The sequence below is a fragment of the Kitasatospora sp. NPDC033851 genome (assembly GCF_055576085.1).
Genome location: NZ_JBVIRL010000031.1, coordinates 1 through 16,702, shown reverse-complemented (window position 1 = coordinate 16,702; position 16,702 = coordinate 1). Strand labels below are relative to the sequence as shown.

General features: G+C 69.8%; 15 protein-coding genes and 3 pseudogenes. 10 read left to right on the top strand and 8 right to left on the bottom strand.

Annotated features, from left to right (window positions below):
- The gene (locus ACZ51D_RS36835; RefSeq protein WP_465664713.1) at positions 1-675 is read left to right on the top strand and encodes a hypothetical protein; all 675 of its coding nucleotides are present in this window, start codon (positions 1-3) and stop codon (positions 673-675) included.
- A 201-nt stretch (positions 676-876) separates the two neighbouring features.
- On the opposite strand, the pseudogene ACZ51D_RS36830 reads toward ACZ51D_RS36835, so the two are convergent.
- The 4 genes and pseudogenes from ACZ51D_RS36830 to ACZ51D_RS36815 form a co-directional block, all read right to left on the bottom strand.
- Positions 877-2,566 (bottom strand): annotated as a pseudogene (locus ACZ51D_RS36830) (ISAzo13 family transposase).
- Between the two features lie 170 nt (positions 2,567-2,736).
- Complete coding sequence (locus ACZ51D_RS36825) at positions 2,737-3,039, bottom strand: hypothetical protein (RefSeq protein WP_465664712.1); 303 nt, start codon at positions 3,037-3,039, stop codon at positions 2,737-2,739.
- Positions 3,040-3,063: 24 nt separating this feature from the next.
- Positions 3,064-4,184 (bottom strand): annotated as a pseudogene (locus ACZ51D_RS36820) (IS630 family transposase).
- 88 nt (positions 4,185-4,272) lie between these two features.
- Positions 4,273-5,028, bottom strand: a complete 756-nt coding sequence (locus ACZ51D_RS36815; RefSeq protein ID WP_465664711.1) for a hypothetical protein — start codon at positions 5,026-5,028, stop codon at positions 4,273-4,275.
- 769 nt (positions 5,029-5,797) lie between these two features.
- Here ACZ51D_RS36815 and pspAA point away from each other — a divergent pair.
- Entirely contained in the window at positions 5,798-6,076 is a 279-nt protein-coding gene (gene pspAA / locus ACZ51D_RS36810) for a PspA-associated protein PspAA (protein ID WP_465625198.1), read from the top strand.
- Positions 6,077-6,746: 670 nt separating this feature from the next.
- Here pspAA and ACZ51D_RS36805 read toward each other — a convergent pair.
- Positions 6,747-7,523 (bottom strand): replication-relaxation family protein, encoded by a 777-nt coding sequence (locus ACZ51D_RS36805; RefSeq protein ID WP_465664736.1) that lies wholly within the window; start codon positions 7,521-7,523, stop codon positions 6,747-6,749.
- Here ACZ51D_RS36805 and ACZ51D_RS36800 point away from each other — a divergent pair.
- Together ACZ51D_RS36800 and ACZ51D_RS36795 are read left to right on the top strand one after the other, a co-directional pair.
- The gene (locus ACZ51D_RS36800; protein WP_465664739.1) at positions 7,461-7,952 is read left to right on the top strand and encodes an ImmA/IrrE family metallo-endopeptidase; all 492 of its coding nucleotides are present in this window, start codon (positions 7,461-7,463) and stop codon (positions 7,950-7,952) included. The two genes, ACZ51D_RS36805 and ACZ51D_RS36800, sit on opposite strands and share 63 nt — an antisense overlap.
- A gap of 154 nt (positions 7,953-8,106) precedes the next feature.
- Positions 8,107-8,751 carry a dihydrofolate reductase family protein gene (locus ACZ51D_RS36795; RefSeq protein ID WP_465625102.1) on the top strand — a complete coding sequence of 215 codons (645 nt, stop codon included), beginning with the start codon at positions 8,107-8,109 and terminating at the stop codon, positions 8,749-8,751.
- Between the two features lie 407 nt (positions 8,752-9,158).
- Here the strand turns inward: ACZ51D_RS36795 and ACZ51D_RS36790 are convergent, their stop codons facing one another.
- Entirely contained in the window at positions 9,159-10,592 is a 1,434-nt protein-coding gene (locus ACZ51D_RS36790) for a hypothetical protein (RefSeq protein WP_465664710.1), read from the bottom strand.
- A gap of 207 nt (positions 10,593-10,799) precedes the next feature.
- On the opposite strand from ACZ51D_RS36790, the gene ACZ51D_RS36785 reads away from it, so the two are divergent.
- From ACZ51D_RS36785 to ACZ51D_RS36765, 5 genes are all read left to right on the top strand, one after another.
- The gene (locus tag ACZ51D_RS36785) at positions 10,800-11,090 is read left to right on the top strand and encodes a hypothetical protein (protein WP_465625106.1); all 291 of its coding nucleotides are present in this window, start codon (positions 10,800-10,802) and stop codon (positions 11,088-11,090) included.
- 54 nt (positions 11,091-11,144) lie between these two features.
- Positions 11,145-11,309: a hypothetical protein gene (locus ACZ51D_RS36780; protein ID WP_465625108.1), complete on the top strand. Its 165-nt coding sequence runs from the start codon at positions 11,145-11,147 to the stop codon at positions 11,307-11,309.
- Positions 11,310-11,819: 510 nt separating this feature from the next.
- Entirely contained in the window at positions 11,820-11,993 is a 174-nt protein-coding gene (locus tag ACZ51D_RS36775) for a hypothetical protein (RefSeq protein WP_465664709.1), read from the top strand.
- 652 nt (positions 11,994-12,645) lie between these two features.
- Complete coding sequence (locus tag ACZ51D_RS36770; protein WP_465664708.1) at positions 12,646-13,062, top strand: hypothetical protein; 417 nt, start codon at positions 12,646-12,648, stop codon at positions 13,060-13,062.
- Positions 13,059-13,772, top strand: coding sequence for a tetratricopeptide repeat protein (locus ACZ51D_RS36765; protein ID WP_465625113.1), 714 nt, complete (start codon positions 13,059-13,061; stop codon positions 13,770-13,772). Before ACZ51D_RS36770 ends, ACZ51D_RS36765 begins: the two co-directional genes overlap by 4 nt.
- Here ACZ51D_RS36765 and ACZ51D_RS36760 read toward each other — a convergent pair.
- Positions 13,769-13,960, bottom strand: a pseudogene (locus ACZ51D_RS36760) (transposase); the annotation flags it as partial. The gene ACZ51D_RS36765 and the pseudogene ACZ51D_RS36760 sit on opposite strands and share 4 nt — an antisense overlap.
- A gap of 1,282 nt (positions 13,961-15,242) precedes the next feature.
- On the bottom strand, positions 15,243-15,695 hold the full coding sequence (locus ACZ51D_RS36755; RefSeq protein ID WP_465664707.1) for a hypothetical protein: 453 nt from the start codon (positions 15,693-15,695) through the stop codon (positions 15,243-15,245).
- A gap of 102 nt (positions 15,696-15,797) precedes the next feature.
- Here ACZ51D_RS36755 and ACZ51D_RS36750 point away from each other — a divergent pair, with 102 nt between their 5' ends.
- A complete protein-coding gene (locus tag ACZ51D_RS36750) occupies positions 15,798-16,109 on the top strand; it encodes a hypothetical protein (protein ID WP_465664706.1) in 312 nt (103 codons plus the stop codon).
- The last annotated feature ends 593 nt before the right edge of the window (positions 16,110-16,702 follow it).

Below are 16,702 nucleotides of genomic sequence, written 5' to 3'. Positions count from 1 at the left end.
GTGGGGAACGCGCCGGCACGGGAGCCGCTCGCTGCGGTGGGAGAGCATGCCGTCATGGACATCGAATCGCTTGTACGCACCCGCCGCGCCTTGCACGCGGTCGCGGAGCTGGTCCTGGCCGGACCGCAGTTCCGAACCAGTGGCACGATCAGGCTGCGCGCCTCCCTCGGAGGTTTCGCCACCAGAGCCGAGCCGAACATGCAGGTCGTCGGTGCGGATCTGGTGGCGTCCGGACAGCGCCTCTTCCTGGAACGGACCACCTGCGCCGCGCTGGCGGCTGCGATCGGGGTCACGGTCGGTGCACCCGCGGGGCTGTACCAGGGCGGATCCGGTGTCGGCCCCGAGGACGTGATCGAAGCCGATCCGCAGCCGGCGCACTGGATCGCGCAAGGCTTCGCGGTCGGCGACGCCGCACTGCGCCGGATGTTTCCCGGGGCGGATCCGGTCATCTGGCCCGAGCACTTCGACATCGGCGTGACCGTGGCCGCGGTCAACTACGGGGTCTCCCAGGGCGACGACTTCCAGGCTGAGCCGTATGCCTACGTCGGCCCGCACACCCGGCAGCAGGGGAAGTACTGGAACGCGCCGTTCGGCGCGGTGGCCACGGTTCGCGAGCTCGGCGGCGTGGACGGCGTGCTGGCCTTCTTCGAGCAGGGCCGTCAGCTGGTCGATTGATCATCACTGACGGCCGCCGCGCCGGCCTCTCCTGGAAATCTCGGCAGTCGGCCAGCAGCTCGATGATCGGAGCGAACGCTGCCATGTCGCGCTCCTGAACGCAGGCATAGGAGATGCCGCAGCACTCCCAGCGTGCCAGCACCGGCGTCCGCGATCTCCGCGGGAGTGGCGACCAGCAGGTAGGGACCTGGGAGCCGTCAACTAACTACTGCCTGATTTGATGTTGCTCTCGTGGTCAGTGATCGCGTTCTGGAGGGCCTCGATCGTGCGGGGTGGGCGGGTCCGCCGGGGATGGGCGAGGGCTGCGGCGATGTCCGGGGCGGCGAAGGCGAGCAGTGGCCTGGTGCGGTGTGCGTGGTAGTTCAGGCTCGTGGGTACTCGGCCGAGCAGTTGGGCGGCCAGGGTCAGGGTGACTGTGTTGCGGTGGTGCAGGACGGCGACCAGCACGCGGTGGCGGTGGTCGAGGAAGCCGACCCCGGGGTTGTATCCGCGCCGGTTGATGCCCTTCCTCTTCTCGCGCTCGGCCTCGGCCAGCACCCGGCGGAAGGGCTCGAGTTCCTCCACGAGTCGGTCGAACTGCTCGCGGGACATGCCGGTCAGGGCCGGATGCGTGAGCAGGAAGGTGGCCTCGGCCGGGATCGAGGGTGCCTTCGCCTGCTCCGGCTCGACTGACGGTGCCTGTTGGGGGTCGTGTGGGGCGAGGGTGTAGTTCCACTCCCCGTGGAAGTCGTCGCGTTCGACACGCTGCAGGATCGCCGTGCGCTCGGCTTTGGTGAGCGTCCGACCGGTGGGGTAGGCGTTCTCATCGAGGACGGCCTGGAGGTCAGCCCGGTGCTGGTGCGGGTGGCCGAGATGGTCTGCAGCAGCACTTCGTAGCTGGTCAGCGGCTGACCGCGCAGGCTGTGGGTGATCCGGGAGAACAGCCGGTGTTCGACCTTGTTCCATTTCGAAGTCGCCGGCGGAAAGTGCATGACCGTGACGCTCAGCCCGCACTCGTCGGCGAAGGCTGCCAGATCTGTCTTGAACAGGTGGGAGTCCGCCGAGTTCGCTCCTCCGGAGTCGGCGGTGACCAGCAGGCGGGTGGCGCCGGGGTAGTCGAGGCGCCCCTGGCGATTCCACCAGCGGCGCAGGGACTCCACCGCGAAGGCCGCGGTGTTGCGGTCGGCGCCCACGTTGACCCAGCCGATGTCACGTCCCAGGTCGTAGACGCCGTAGGGAATGGCTATCGGGGTGTCCAGGTCCAGGAAGTCGTGGTCCGGGGCGGTGATCGGCCGGCCCTTGGGGCGGTAGGTGCGGCCCGCCCGGGCGAAGTCGCCGATCGGCTCCTTCTTCTTCGCGTCCACGCTCACCACCGGCAAGCCCTGAGTCAGGAACTCCTCGACCCTGGTGTTGATGTGCCGGAACTGGGCGTCACGGTCAGGGACTTGGCTCCCAGCACGAGTCTTGACCATGCCCTGGAGGCTGAAGCCCATCGAGCGCAGCAGCTTGCCCACGGCCGTGGCGCTGACCGGATGGCCTGCAGTGGTCAACTCCCGTGCCAGGTCACGCAACGAGGCTGTGGTCCAGCGCAGTGGGGAGACCGGGTCGCCGATCTCCTGCGGCTCGATCAGGGCCTCGAGTGCCGGCACCAGGCCAGGGTCACGGCGGTCGGCCTGCGTCCGCCGCCGGGGCGGCGAACCCGTCCCAGCACCGGCGCACCGCCGGCGAGCTCGTCGCGTCCCCGCGCAATGGTCGACTCGGACACTTCTGCCAGCCGGGCCACCGCCGCGACTCCGCCATGGCCCAGCGCCTCGGCCTCGGAAGCCAGATACAAGCGGCGCTGCCGCTCGTCCAGGTGCGGCAGCATCGCCGCCAACTTCGCATCCAGTGCTGCCAGAGTTACTTCCGTCATCCCCACGGAATCCATCTACCACGTCACAGGCCGGAGCAGGGCCGAATCAGGCAGTAGTTAGTTGACGGCTCCCTGAAGGATCCGCTCCGCCGTGAAATACGGGATGCGGCGGCGCATAGTGCTGTGACCGCATAGGTTCACCGGGTTGCTGCGTGCTTGTCGAGGGCGGCTCAGCGATCGACATCGGAGACTGGTCCGACCTTGGTGATAACTCCGGTCCACCAGTCCGGTCGATCGGTGGGCTGCCACGAGACTTCCAGCTGTCGGTGGGTCAGCTCTTCGGCCCTGCGGTGGAGTGCAGCCTGTGCCGTCTCGGGCTCGCATGAGGGCGCGGGATGATCGAGAGCGCCGTCGGCGGTGCCGCCAGGTGCTTCGAAGTAGATGGCGAACCGCCACCGGTCTGGCGTGCGGTAGAGCACGAGGGTCTTCGGAGTCCCGAACGTGCGCCAGTACGGCTTCCTGCTGCTTCCCATGGAGGAAGTATCGGCGGCAACTGGTCAGGCAGCGGTAGCCAGTGCTCGTCCGCCCAGCGCATGCCCTTCTCGCTGCGGATGCGGGCACGTTCGCGGCGCTGGGCGGTGAGAACGTCGGGGTGGCGGGCGTTGGCGTTGCGCCAACGGAGGTAGGCGTGCAGCGCGCGGGTCTGGACGGTGTGGTTGGGGTGGTTCGAGTTCGCCAGCGTGAACTGCCGCAGCGGTCCGAAATGCGCCTCGATCGGGTTCGCCCAGGAGGCATTGGTCGGGGTGAAGCACAGGTGGACGTTGTTGTTGCGGGCCCAGCAGCGGATCTTCTTGCCGTTGTGGGCGGACAGGTTGTCCAGGATCACGTAGACCGGGGCACCGTCCGGGCGGGCAGCCCGGATCGATCGGAGCGCGGCGAGACTGTTGATGGTGCCTTTGCGACGGCGGTTGACGCCCCACAAGGTGTCATCGCCTATCGAGTAGCAGCCGTGAAAGTAGGTCACGCCGTGGGTGCGGTGGTAAGTCGCCGGAAGGCGGTCGGGCCGACCCTCGTTGGCCCGGCAGGAGCCTGCGGTGGGGCGGATACCGAGGGGGCCGAACTCGTCGAACGCGAACGTGCGATCGGGGAAGCGTTCCAGGATGTGCTCGATCCGGTCGAGCTTGGCGTCCCGGTCTGGGTCGGTGGACTCCTTCCACGTCTTGGTGCGCTGGAAGGTGACGCCGCGTCGGGCGAGCAGGCAGCGCAGGGCCTCACGGCCGATGCGGATCACCCGGCCGTGGACCTTGCGCAGGTAGGCGGCGAGCTTGCGGATCGACCAGCGGGTGAAGGGCTGCCCGAGCTTGGCCGGGCGGGTGGTGGCCGTCTGGACGACGAAGTCCTCGTCGTCAGGACTGAGCAGGCGGGGACGGCCTCCCGCCCAGCGAGGGTCCAGGCAGGCCAGACCGATCTCGTTGAAGCGATGGATGACATCGCGCACCGTGTCCTCGTCGGCCGCTACCAGCTGGGCGATGACCGGCACGCGGTTCCCGCCGGCCGACGCCAGGAGCATCATCGCCCGCCGGTAGCGCACCGAACTCGTACTGCCGCGCCGCACAATCCGCTGTAACTGCTGGCCCTCCTGGTCGGTCAGTCTCCGAACCTTGACCGGCTCCGCCACCATGCCTCCCCGAATCTCGGATGTCCCCCACATCCAACCGGTCCGGACGGTGCCACCGCCAACCCGGCGAACCTATGCGGTCAGAGCACTAGCGGAGCGCGTTCGCCAGCGACTGGATCAGGATGCAGGTGAACCCGACGCCCCAGTCGTCGCGGTCGTCGCAGCGCAACTCCCGGTCACTGAAGGCGTCCAGCAAGTCCTCCAGCGGGACGACGGTGCCCTCGGCGGCGGGCTCCGCGACGTGCAGCACCTCGATCGCTCCCTCGCGGACGAGCCGGACCAGCGGGGCGAGGTCCGCCGCCACGTACGCCCGCAGCTCCTCGCCCTCCAGCCCGGACGGCAGATCGGCGAGGATCCCGAACGGTCCGGTCAGCCAGCCGCTCGCTTCCATCGCACACACCCAGACCCGCTCCTCGTCATCCGTCAGGTCCACCTGATGGATGGTGGGCTGGGCGTCCGGAGCATACGCCCGGGCCTCCCAGCGGCGGTGCCCCTCATCGGTCGCCCGCAGGGAAAGGGCCGGCAAACCGGACCACTCGTCCCACGGCCACACCCACGTCTGCGGGTCGGCGACCAGCTGCTCCAGTTCCGTGCCCGTCACCTCCGGGCTGTCCTTCTGGACGAACCTGGTATCGAGGGCCCGGCGCACCGTCAACCACCCGCCCGCGACCAACCGGAGCACCGCCTGCGCCAGCTCCGGCACCCGCTGCGGCTGCTCCTCCGGCGAGCCCGCCCAGCGCAGCACGGCCGTGACATGCCGCGCGCTGCCGCGCGGGGAAAAGTCGGCGACAGCGCGCCGGACCAGCACCTGCTCGGTGACAGTCAGTTCATCCCAAGTCTCCACGGCAGGCGATCCTGGCACACTTACCCGCTCCGACCCGCAGGGTTTTCGCCCGGAGGGCGGCCCGGACGGCGGGGTGCGGCAGGGGCGAGGACGGCGGCCGGACGACCGACCGCCACCACGCTTGATGACACGAGCGAGGCACCCTGACCGGCCCGGCGAGGACGGCACCGAGCCGGACCGGGGCCAGGCGGCCAGGACGGCGGCGAGCAGGACACCGACGACACCGAGCAGGGCGTCGACGAGCGGCCCCGGACAGCGGCGAGCGACGGCGACGACCACCCCGGCGCCCCGACCGCTACCGACCCGACCCGGCCCAGCCCAGCCCAGCCCAATGACCGGCAGAAACCGAACACCGACCCCCACCACCACCCCACACCCGGCCATTCCAACCCGAATTCAGAACACCACCGGGAAACCCACCAGCAAAACCAAAGACGAGAAATCCACGCCCGATCACCGGGCGAAACACCCATCAACCCGCCGAGCACCCCCACACCACCCCCGACCCCACCCACCACCACACACAGTCACCACACCCCATCCCCACCAACCCCCACCACCACCCCCAACAGGCCCAACCAAAGGACCAGACAACCCGCGATTCAAGCCCACCACCCCCACAACCACCAACAGGTCACACCATCCGGCTCGTATGGGTGAAGAGGGTCCGCCACGCGCGAACACGGCAGCCACACCAGTGGAAGAGCGATGGGATGAGGCAGTGCTCCGCCACCCTGGCGGGAACACCACTCAGAGACGGGAGACCAGCGTGATCACGCGCATCATGGGCGAAGGCCAATTCAAGCTCGCCGACAGCCACTTCCCCGAGCTCAACCAGCTCGACGACGAGCTCCTGGAAGAGATGGAAAGCGGCGACGAAGAGGGGTTCCGGAAGGCCCTGGGAACCCTCCTGGACGCCGTCCGCCGCCTGGGCACCCCCCTGCCCGACGACGCCCTCGAACCCTCCGAACTGATCCTCCCCGCACCCGACGCCAGCCTCGACGAAGTCCGCCAGATGCTCAGCGACGACGGCCTCATCCCCGGCTGAACCCCACCCTGCTCGGCCCCCGAACGCGCCACTCGAGGGCCGAGCCCACCCCCAACACCGCACGTCACACCCTGCGATCCCTGGGCGGGTAGAGCTTCGCGTGGAGCACCCGCACCTCCCACCCCACGGATCATCAGGGGCGGAAACCAGCGCGGCGACCTGCTCGCGCTTGGTCGGAGCGGGCAGCACCAGCCGACCCAGATCCTTCTCGGCGCGGTCCCGCTCGCACTGCGGGCACTCCAGCCGATCCGGTCCAGCCTCCTCCCCAGCTCCAGCACCGAGCCTTCCTTCCCGCCGATCGAGCCCCGGCACGTCCAACACGGGCGCAGCAACGCGTTCGCGACCCGGGCGGCCTCCAGCCGCTCTTCGGCCTCCCGTTCCAGCCCCTCGGTGTGTTCCTGGTGGCAGGGCCGGCAGCGGCCGCCGGGTCGGCGGGTCCACTGGCCGCCCCCGTACTCGTAGGTGCTCTCCTCTTCGGGGACGTCGCCGCAGTCCACGCAGGCCAGGGTCCGCATCAGATCGCGGTGCTCCTGGCGGGCCTTCTTCTCCCGGGCCTTCTGGCGCTGGTCGTAGGCGGCGCGGTTGTTCGGGTTCTCCAGCGCGTCGAGCAGGGAGTGCCGTCCGGCGCGGCCGTAGCGCCACCACACCGGCCCGAGCGGGCCGTGCTCGGTCAGCAGCTCGAGGGTGGTGGCGATGATGGGCACGGCGTCGTCGTACTCGCGCCAGCCGTCCTCGTTGTAGTCGCGGACCTCCCTGCGCCACCGGCCGCCCCACGTCTCCACCGATAGGTCGGCGCCGCTTCCTGGCGGTTGGCCAGCGCGACCGCCCCGGCGTCGGTGACGACCAGCGCGACGGGCGGGTGTCGCGGTCGGGTGTGGGTGCCGGGGTAGGCGCGACGCCACCAGTGCACCGTCCGGTCGGCCGGCTCTTTCTCGGCGAGGGCCGGGTCGTTGTCGCGGATCTTGGTGCGGAACAGCTCGCGGTACCGGGAGAACTTCGCGGCGACGTCGGCCGGGGCCATGGTGGAGCGGTCGACCTCGACCATGAGGACCGGCACCCCGATCTCCGGGGCCTGCCACACACCGTCCGGACGCACCTTGCGCCGCCCGCCCGGCAGCAGGAACTCGGTCTCGGTCGACCAGGACCGCACCGTGCCCACCCCGCCCGCGGCCCCGGACGCGCTGCCGCCGCGCACGAACGCGGCGATCGTCTCGTTGACGGCCATCGCGTGCTGGGCACCGGAGCGCCCGGCGCCCCGGGCGGTGCCACCCATCTCCGAGCGGACCATCCCGAGCACCGCAGCGGCCGCGTCCAGCCCGGCAGCGCCTTCGAGCCGCCAGGCCTTGTGCCGGTCCCTGGTGTTGCCGTCCGAGGCGACCAGGCCGTGCAGCGCGAGATCGCCCAGCGCCTGCCGAACCGCCTTGTTCAACGCCGCGCCAGGACGCAGCAGGCGCTGGAGCTGGTCGGCAGTGGCGACCTTGAGGACGCCGAGCGCGCCGAGGACGTCGGCGCGCAGCGCAGTGGTCGAGCCGCCCGGTTCGCCGCCGCCTTCCTGATGCCCCGCACCGCCGTCCTGGCCGCGATGCTCCGCAACGCCACACCCGAGCGCATCGCCCTCGCCAAGGACACCTGGGGCGTCCCCGCCACAGCACTCCTGCGCCGCCTCCACGACCTGGACCTGATCCCGGAATGGCCGTTTCGCCATGGCCTCCGGCACCTCACGTACAACGCCGTCAACACCAATCCGCACGCGGCCCCGGAGAACAGCCTTCTGCTGCCCAGGGCCATCGCCCTCCTCCACCACCGAGGACTGCGAGAAGCCGCCGAGCAGACCGCTCTCGCGCTGGGCGAACCGGGACACCAGCCCGCCAGCTGAGAACCCGTCTTTGAGCCGCCGAGCAGCAGGGCTGCTTCTTGACGCGCCTTGGAAAAAAAGTTGTGGGCCGCTGTCGATCCGGTCGCGTCCCGTTCGACGTCATGATGTGCGGCGGCTCGCCGCACGGTGACGCGACAACCCGACGAGGAACCACGTGGATCAACTGCTGAGAGTCATGAACTTCAACGTCTCGAGTGACGGAATCGGTGCCGGTGAGCACCAGAGTCTTGAGAGTCCGTTCGGCCACGACCATCCCGAGAGGCTGTTCGCCTGGGCCGGAGCCACGGCGAGCTGGCCCATGCGCACCGACCCTGGGGGAAGCCGGGGCCTCGACGACTACTTCACGCGAGACTTCGCACACAACATCGGTGCCGAGATCATGGGCCGCAACAAGTTCGGGCCCCAGCGCGGGCCCTGGCAGGACCATGAGTGGCGCGGCTGGTGGGGGGAGGAGCCCCCGTTCCGCACGCCGGTGTTCGTCATGACCCACCACACGCGTCCGTCGTTCACGCTCTCCGACACCACCTTCCACTTCGTCGACGGCGCCCCGGCCGCGGTCCTCGAACAGGCGCGGGAAGCGGCACAGGGCCAGGACGTCCGACTCGGCGGCGGTGTCACCACCATCCGACAGTTCCTCGACGCCGACCTCGTCGACACCATGCACGTGGCGGTCTCACCGGTGAAACTCGGGTCCGGACTACGCCTCTGGGAGTGCCCCGACGAGCTGCTCGACCGGTTCCACCTGGAGGTCGTGCCCAGCCCGAGCGGCGTGACGCACCACCTGTTCTGGCGAAGGTGACGCGAGGACCCACTCGGGTCGGCTGAAACGGCTGGCCAAGCTGACACCTGCAGGCCCCGCCTCGATGGCCGCCGCCCTCACGGGCGGCGGCCATCCCACGAAGCGACGTCGTTTCTCACGCATTCACGGCCCCGCGGACCGCCCATCGACGCTCAAACCGATGGACAAACGGCTGCTGCTTGAAGCTCACAAAACGCGGCCCCGCGGGTCAGGTCAGCTGCTGGTTGCGGGGCGGGTCAGCCCATCACGGTCTCGGCATGGCGCGTGAGCGCGTCCAGGAGCGCGGTCTGCTGGTCGGTCAGCTTCCCGTCGGCGCGGGCCCCGCCTGCTCTCGGCCCCAGGCACGGGTGCTTCGGAGGTCGCGGAGTTGACCGTTACTCGGTCCTGTATGCGGAACCGAGTAACGGTCAGGTGTTCCGGGTCCACAGGGTGGCGGTAACGGTCATCCCCTGCTGGTCGCTGCCGGGCTTGGCTATGACTTTGAACCACGCCACCGAGTCCTTCGCGGTGATCGCGCAGTAGGCGGAGCCGACGGTGACTTTGCTGAGCGGCACGGGGTTGGGCATTCCCTGGCGCATGGCGTTGTCGCGGCACTGGTCCGGACCGGGTTCCTGCGCCGAGGACGTTCCCCAGGCCTTGAGGTTCGGGTAGACCATGGTGACCGAATTGAGGGTGTAGCAGGGCTGCCGGATCGTCAGGTCCGCCGGGGAGTTCACGACACTCATGACGTCATCCGGGTCCAACGCGGCCCCGCGAGCCGGATTGAAGTCCATGATGGCTTGCTGACACATCCCCTCTGGCGGCGGAACGTTGATGGTCGAGTCCCGGTACCGGGCTGTCCATCCCGGTGCATCGGCTTGCGAAGCGGCCGGGGGCTGGGACAAGGGCAGGGACGGGGTCGGGTTGCCGGTCGGGGTTGCCGGGGTGGTCACGGCTGGCTGCGGGGCGGTGGTGGCGAGGCCGGAGGGAGCCGGCTGTCCGGTAGGTGGGGCGGCCTGAACGGTACTGGGCGTACCCATGCCGTGAAGAAGCAGGGTGATCCAGATTCCCGCCGCGCCGAGCAGGCCGAGCAGCACGCCGATCAGGATCCACGGAGCCCGCCTGGAAGCCGTCGCGGACCCGGGCCAGGTGGTGCGGCCCGTTTCGTGCTGGGGGAACCGTGCCGTGGGGGTGGCCGGCACGGGCTGCGGCCACCACGGAGGCACCTGTTCCCGGGCGGGAACCCGCAGGTCAGGGTCGTCGAGAAACCTGAGTTCTCGAGGCAGCAGTTGCTCTGCCTGCGCGGCCTGTGCCCGGATCAGGTGCCGTTCGGCCCCGAGACGCTCGGCCGCCAGTTCCGCGGTGCGCAGTCGTTGGTGGGCTGCGGTCGGCGTCGTCTGCCCGGACCGGTGCAGCCGCTCGAGATGGCTTTTCAATATCCAGATCTCGTAGTAGGCGTGGGACAGCGCGGCGTCTTTGCCCAGGCCTTGTCTCACCAGGTCGAAGATCTCGCGTAACTCGGCGTTGTTGCTCACCTCCATCACGGCGCCGTACAGACTGAGGGTGATTTCGCGGACGTCGAACGTCAGCGGTCCGCCGGCGGCTTTCTCCACATCGGTCATCAGGAGTTCCATGAACCGCCACGGCCAGGTGCGCCCGCCGTTGGCGTAGCGGGACGCGGTGGACTTGGGGATCCCGTGCCTCTTGTTGAACTCGGAGCGCGTTTTCATGCCGGCCTGTTGCAGCATCTGCTCGATGTGCGTGTTCAGGGCCCGCTGCGCTTTGGCATGCGGCGTCGCGACGATTTCGCTTCCGGCCGGTTCCTCTCCCTGGACGTCGCTACTGTGGTTTTCCGGTTGCACCGCGTTCCTCCCCATCGGTGGCCCGGGCCAGGCCACGAACCCGGGTTCCCGGTCGGCAACCCGCTGGCGCAGCAGCCTACTTGGGTACACCGAATGTCTCCGGAGCGGTTCCCCTTCCGCAACCGCCCCTCTGGCACCCAGGCTCGGTGAACGTCCCGCCGGTCAGCGCCGGGACGTTCACCGAGCACGTTTCCGGGAGGAATGTTCATGCTGCCCGTGTCCCTGTCGCGAGCCCTGTTCGGGCCCGCTCGCACGACCACCATCCTGGCGAGCGCGATGCTGCTGCTTGTCGTGCTGCTGGCCAGCGCGCCATCCCTGCTCGTGCTCTCCTTCAACAGCACGGGGCCCGCACGTGTCCAGAAACTGGTCGAGCTGATCACCGACTGGACTCGTGTCCTGATCGCCACCGATGGCACCACCCGGCGACCCCACACCCCGCCCCCCACGAAGCGCCGACGGCGCCGGGCCGGCGGCCCGTCCCGCCGCGCCAGGTCCTGATCCGTCTTCGGGCGAGCGGTGCGGTTCACAACGGCGGGATGAAGGAGCACTTTCGTGTACGGGGATCTGGAGACCGACCACGACGTCCTGGTGACGCTCCACCGCTTCGCGCTGGCGACCGCCGAGCAGCTCCACCAGCTGCACGGCGGCGCAGCCGGGATCAAGCAGACCCAGAAGCGCATGGCCCGGCTCCAGCCGAGGGCCTGGCCGAGTTCGTGACCCTGCCGCAGGCCGGCCGGGCGAAGGCCTGGCACCTCACCGCGGCCGGCTCCGCCGTCACCTTCCCCGAAGCCCTGCGCCCGACCTCCCCGGTGTCCGGCTCGGAGAAGCCGACGGTGCGGCACGGACGCGAGCACCTGCTGGACGTCGGCCGGATCCACGCCGCCTTCGTCACCGACGCCCGCACCCACGGCGAGGCCTGCGGCCCACTCGACCTCCTCCCCCACCCGGAACTGCCCGCCGGCGAGGGCGGGGTGTACCGGCCCACCGCCCACCTCGCCTACACCACAGGCCGAGGCGACGACCGGCACCGCCTGCGGGCGTTCATCGAACGCCACCGCCCCGGCACCGGCGACGAACAGACCGCGGCGCAGCTGGCGGCCTGCGCCCGGGTCTGGGAGCAGACCCGGCGAGGACGGTTCAGGTCGGGCATGGGAGCGGCGCTGGCGCTCCTTCCCGCGGCTACTGGTGGTCCTGGCCGGCACGGCGGCCTCCGCGGTGCGTTCGGCGGTGGCGGACCTGCGACTGGCCGCCGAGGAGAACCCGGCCGTCGCCGCGATGCTGGCCGCCGTCCCGGCCGGCGTCGCCCGGATCGAGGACCTGGTCCAGTGCGGACCGGCCGCACCGATCTGGCACCCGCTCGGCGGCCGGGGCGGGCGAGCGTGCGGGTGGACGGAGCTGTAGAAGGAGGCGGAGCGGAGCCGCAGGTGGTCTGCCGCCGGCCGTCCCGTGCCGCTGCGGAGCCAACGGGCCTGGCGGCAAGGCGTCCGGCCCGCTCCCGCGCGACGGCGGCCGGCCCCCGGGCCTCGTCCTCGACCCGGGCCGCCTCCAGCAGCGGGGCCGCCGTGTGGCCGAGGTAGACGACCGGCAGAGGGTCCACCACGACCGCCTCCTGCCCGGGCGGGGCGTCGGCGACTGGCTGGTACAGCGCCTGCGCCGCCGAAGCGCAGGCCCCGACCGTTGCAGTCAGGGCGGCGATCAGCCGGGCATGGCGGCGTCGGCGTGCGGGCAGGTCCAGGCGGGCGGGAGTCGCAGTCACGCACGCACTATGCCGCGCCGCACCTGCCCGCGACTTCCGTTCCCGTGAACATCGTGCGGGTGGTCAGCGCCGGACGTGTCGGTCACCACCAGGAGCAGCAGCGGCCCGCCCGCAACGGGCCGGAGTCGTCCAGCTCGGTGCGGGCGCATGCAGGCTTTAAGGCCGTGAACAGCGGACCGTTCAACTCGCGCATTCCCGCTACACCACCCGTCGGAGCCCGATAGGTTTCTGATTGTGCATCAGGCCTCTATGGCCACGTAGACAGTCATCCGCCGGTCCGAAACACAGGGGCAGTACATGGCCGAACTCGATATCGCGCAGCTGATCACGCCAGCCGCTCAAACCCTTGTCAGTGTAATGATGGGTGACCTCTGGTCCGGCGTCCGTGACCGGTTCGCCAGGCTGCTGTCGCGGCGCTCGGACGATCCCTCCGCCGTCGTCGAGGAGCTCGAGGAATCGCGCCAGCGTCTGGTGGAGGACACTGAATCCGGCGAAACGCGTGACGAGATCGCCGCAGAGTGGCGCAGCAGGATCCGACGAGCACTCACCCAGGACCCCAGCCTCGTTGACGACCTTCGCACGATCCTCAGGGACTGCGCAGAGCACGGCGGGCAAGAGAGCGCCCAGGTCGTCCAGACCGTGAACGCGAGCGGCGGCAGCATCGTGTTCAACCAGGGGTCAGGCTCTCAGCACAATGAGGTGCACGGCAGGTGAGCGCACGCGGTGAAGAGGGCCACGAGATTCACCAGGACGCAGCGGCCGATCGCGGCGGCATCGTGTTCAACCAGGGCGCCGGCGTTCAGAACAACCAGGTCACACAGCACAACTACGGCCCGGGATCAGTAGCGTCGAACGACGTCGAGAGCTGCTTCCGGTACGGCAAGGTCAAGTACGACGCCCGCGAATGGAGCGAGGCAGAGTTCCCGCTGGTCAGCGCGGCCGAAGCGGGCCACGAAGAGTCGATGAGGCTCCTAGTGATGCTGTACAAGCTGACGCAGCGTGAGGCCAAAGCGCGCGAGTGGACGCATGCGCTCGCCAATCTCGGGGATCCGACTGCCTGCGCGGACATGGGCATCCTGATCCGGCGGCAGGCCGAGTTCCGGGAACTTGCCGGGGCACGGAAGTCAGACTGTCGAGAGGAGTTCGAGGAGGCCCTCGACTGGTTCCGGAAGGCTGCCGAGGCGGGCAGCGAGAGCTCCGTGAAGGACGTCGCACAGCTCCTCTACACCCTCGGGCGATACGACGAGGCGATTCCCTACCTGGAGCACGCGATCGAGATCGGAGAACGCGATGGCGACCACGTCTACCCGCTCACATCGAATCTGAAGTCGGCGCGGCGCCAGGTAGCACGGGCCGAGAAGCGGGGCCAGGACCAGGCTAGCGAGCAAAAACGTCCCTGGTGGCGGTTCAGTTCATCGGGCTAAGAGGTCCTAACAACGGCGTTGGAGTGCCGGTGGGTGATCAGGCAGGTGGCGAGGCCGAGGAAGGCCTGGTGGATGTCGTCGCGTCGTTCCCAGCGGATGCGCAGGCGGCGGAAGCCGTGGAGCCATGCGATGGTGCGCTCGACGACACAACCGTGGGCACCCAGGTTGGGACCGTGGGGTACACCTCGCACCCGTCCTCCACTGGCGCGCCCTGGACGCCCCCGGCGGCCGCTCCTTCGGCGCTACCCCGCCCACGGACGACGAACTCGCCGACACCGAAGCCGCCATCCGCCTCCCTACGGACACCCTCACCCGCACCGGCCACAACTGACCAACCGCAGCCCGCGCCGGCAACCAGGCACCCCTGCGCCGCGCGGAACACGGAAGACTCGCGCGCCGGCTATCGGGCGCCGCGGCTGCCGGGGCACGCGACCGCCCGCACCGGCGGTGCACAACGCAAATGCGCGCGACGGCCCGGTGAACGACGCCGACCGGCACACCGGGCGCCAGCACCACCCGGTTCCTTCTGGCGTGCGACCGGCCCGGACCGGCGGCAGGTGTCGCCGCCGCTCAGGGCCGGTCGTCATGGTGGCCACACAACCGGGCCAGCGCCGTGTAGGAGCCCAGCATCCGCTCCGCATCCGCCACCCGCGCCGCCTCCGTCCGAGCCGCTCCGGTGCGCAGCGCCACGGCCGCGGCCTGGCACTCGGCCAGCAGCTGCGCCCCGGCGCGGCCCCGATGGGCCTGCCATGGCGGCGGTCGTCACCGGCGCGGGCATCCGCGCGCCGACCGCCCACCGGTACGCCTCCAGCAGTCCCTGCTCGTACTCGGTGAACGGCCGGCACCGCGCGTCGAGCCCCTCCAGGGCGGCGAACACCTCCTGCGCCGACCGCACCCCCACCACCGCCGTGTTCTCCTCCGTCATGCTCCCGACGCTAGGAGCGGCCGCGACCACACGCCCCCGCACGACTACCGTCCGAAGGACAGGCCTCGGACGCGAGGCCGGCAGAGCAGCGCGGGAGGCCGGACGGTCAGACGGCGGTGGCCAGGTCCGGCCATCGGTCGGAAAGCCGTCCGGCGCGGGTGCGGCCCCGGGGCCGCGGCGGCCGGCGCAGTACCGGCGGGCCGTGGGCGGGGCGGCCGGGCGGAGACGGCAGGCGGCCCGCGCGTGGGTTGCGCGGGCCGCCTGCTGCGGCGTTCGTCGGCCGTTGTCCGGAGTGCTACACGTGGGCGCGGTGGCGGCTGTAGTGGGTGATCTCCAGCACGGTGAGCCCCCAGAACAGTGCGGACATGCCGGCCACTGACTTTCGTCGCGATGCCGGACGAACCAGCGCCGAGCCAGCACACTGAGCGCCGACGCGTTCCCGATCAACAGCCGGCGAAGTGCAGGTCCGCTCGTGGAGCCGGCCCGGCAGGATGCCCGGGTGGAGATTCGAGCACCTGCGCTCTCACGGCAGTGTCCACCGCGTGCTACACGGGGCGAAGAACGGGGTCGATCTCGGCCAGGATTTCGTGCAGCTGACGAGCCCCCAGGGAAACGCGGTCGTCAGTGTCCCGCAGCATCTCCTCGCACAGATGCATCGCGTTGTCCCGGTCCTCGGAGAAGATGCTGAACACATCGAGGACTGCGGTGTGGATCCAATCGCTGTGATTGGAGTCGGCAACTGCCAGTGCGGAGGCGACTACTGCCAGCCCAATCCTGTCCTTTCGCCGAAGCACGGCTTCCGCGGTCACCCGGGTGACGAAGGTGTCACCGGGGTCGAGCACGAGCTCCAGCAATGGCCCGGGGGCCTCCTGCATCTCGGCGAAGCCTGCCAGGCCGTGACCGGCATCCGCCCGGTCACGGTAGTCGTGGCTTCGTCCGAGCTCGCGGAGCGCCAGGACAGCTGCACGCCGCCGGTCTCTGTCCACCTGCTTTCCCACCCCTCCCGCGATTGTCAAAGTACCACCGAGACGCCCTGCAGATGATCGCCCGGACCGGCCCAAGGTCGTTCCGGCGGATCAAGGCGTCATAGGCTCCAAGACATGCACAGCACCTTGACGGAGCACGCGCGCTGTCTCTACGGGAACGAGTTCGGACCGACACCTGAGTGCGTCCTCGGCCACCGGGAGCACTACTTCGTCGAGGAACTGACTTTCGCTGACGCGGATTCGATCCTCGCCATGCTCCGGGAGCTCTGCCCGCACGTGGTCGATGGTCGTCTGCCGGTCTGGGTCCGCAACCTGTCCTACCGGTTGGTGCTCCTGCAGCGACCTGATGAGCCAGCGCTGATGCGCCAGGCTGCCGAGAACTTGTGGCTGCATGGACCGACTGGGATCGCATCGCGGCGGACCTGACGAGGCGGGCAGACGCCATGGAGGCCGACTGAGTTGGGACGCCGTGTTCATGGCGCGCGCTCGGGCCACGTCAGAACGCGTCATCCATGTGCTGCGTTGTCCCTGACCCAAGGCCCCTGCTCTATTCGATCGGGGCCGCCGGCGCCCTGCCCGGGGCCACCGCGCTTGACCAGGCCCGTTCCGCAGGCCGTTTCACCCCGGTCCATGACGCCTGGTGGGCGGCCGCCCGCAAGGCCCACGGCGAGCGTGAGGGTACTCGGGCGCTGATCGAGGTTCTGCTGCTGGGCCGACACCCGCCCTCCAGACAGCGGAGGTGTCGGCGTACAGGTCAGATACAGGTGTACGCCGACAGGAGGTTGCGTGCGGGCCAAATGTGAGTACGCGTACTCATGTGGCGGCCGGGCAAATCAATGGAGGATCGCTGAGGGCCGTACTACGCGGCCGCCGCCAGGCTCGCCCGCACCGACGAGGGGCATCCACCTCAGCCGGGTCGACCGTGTGTTTTCACCGGGGTGAAGTAGAGCCACGGATTCGGTCTGTTGGGGAGCCAGTGGTTCTTCGGTGAGTTCGGGAGCCAGTAGGTGTGATGGTGT

Coding starts and splice junctions, on each gene's coding strand:
- ACZ51D_RS36770 (WP_465664708.1), top strand. CDS start 12,646: ATGGCCGAACTCGATATCGCGCAGCTGATCACGCCAGCCGCTCAAACC.
- ACZ51D_RS36750 (WP_465664706.1), top strand. CDS start 15,798: ATGCACAGCACCTTGACGGAGCACGCGCGCTGTCTCTACGGGAACGAG.
- ACZ51D_RS36785 (WP_465625106.1), top strand. CDS start 10,800: ATGCTGCCCGTGTCCCTGTCGCGAGCCCTGTTCGGGCCCGCTCGCACG.
- ACZ51D_RS36825 (WP_465664712.1), bottom strand. CDS start 3,039: ATGGGAAGCAGCAGGAAGCCGTACTGGCGCACGTTCGGGACTCCGAAG.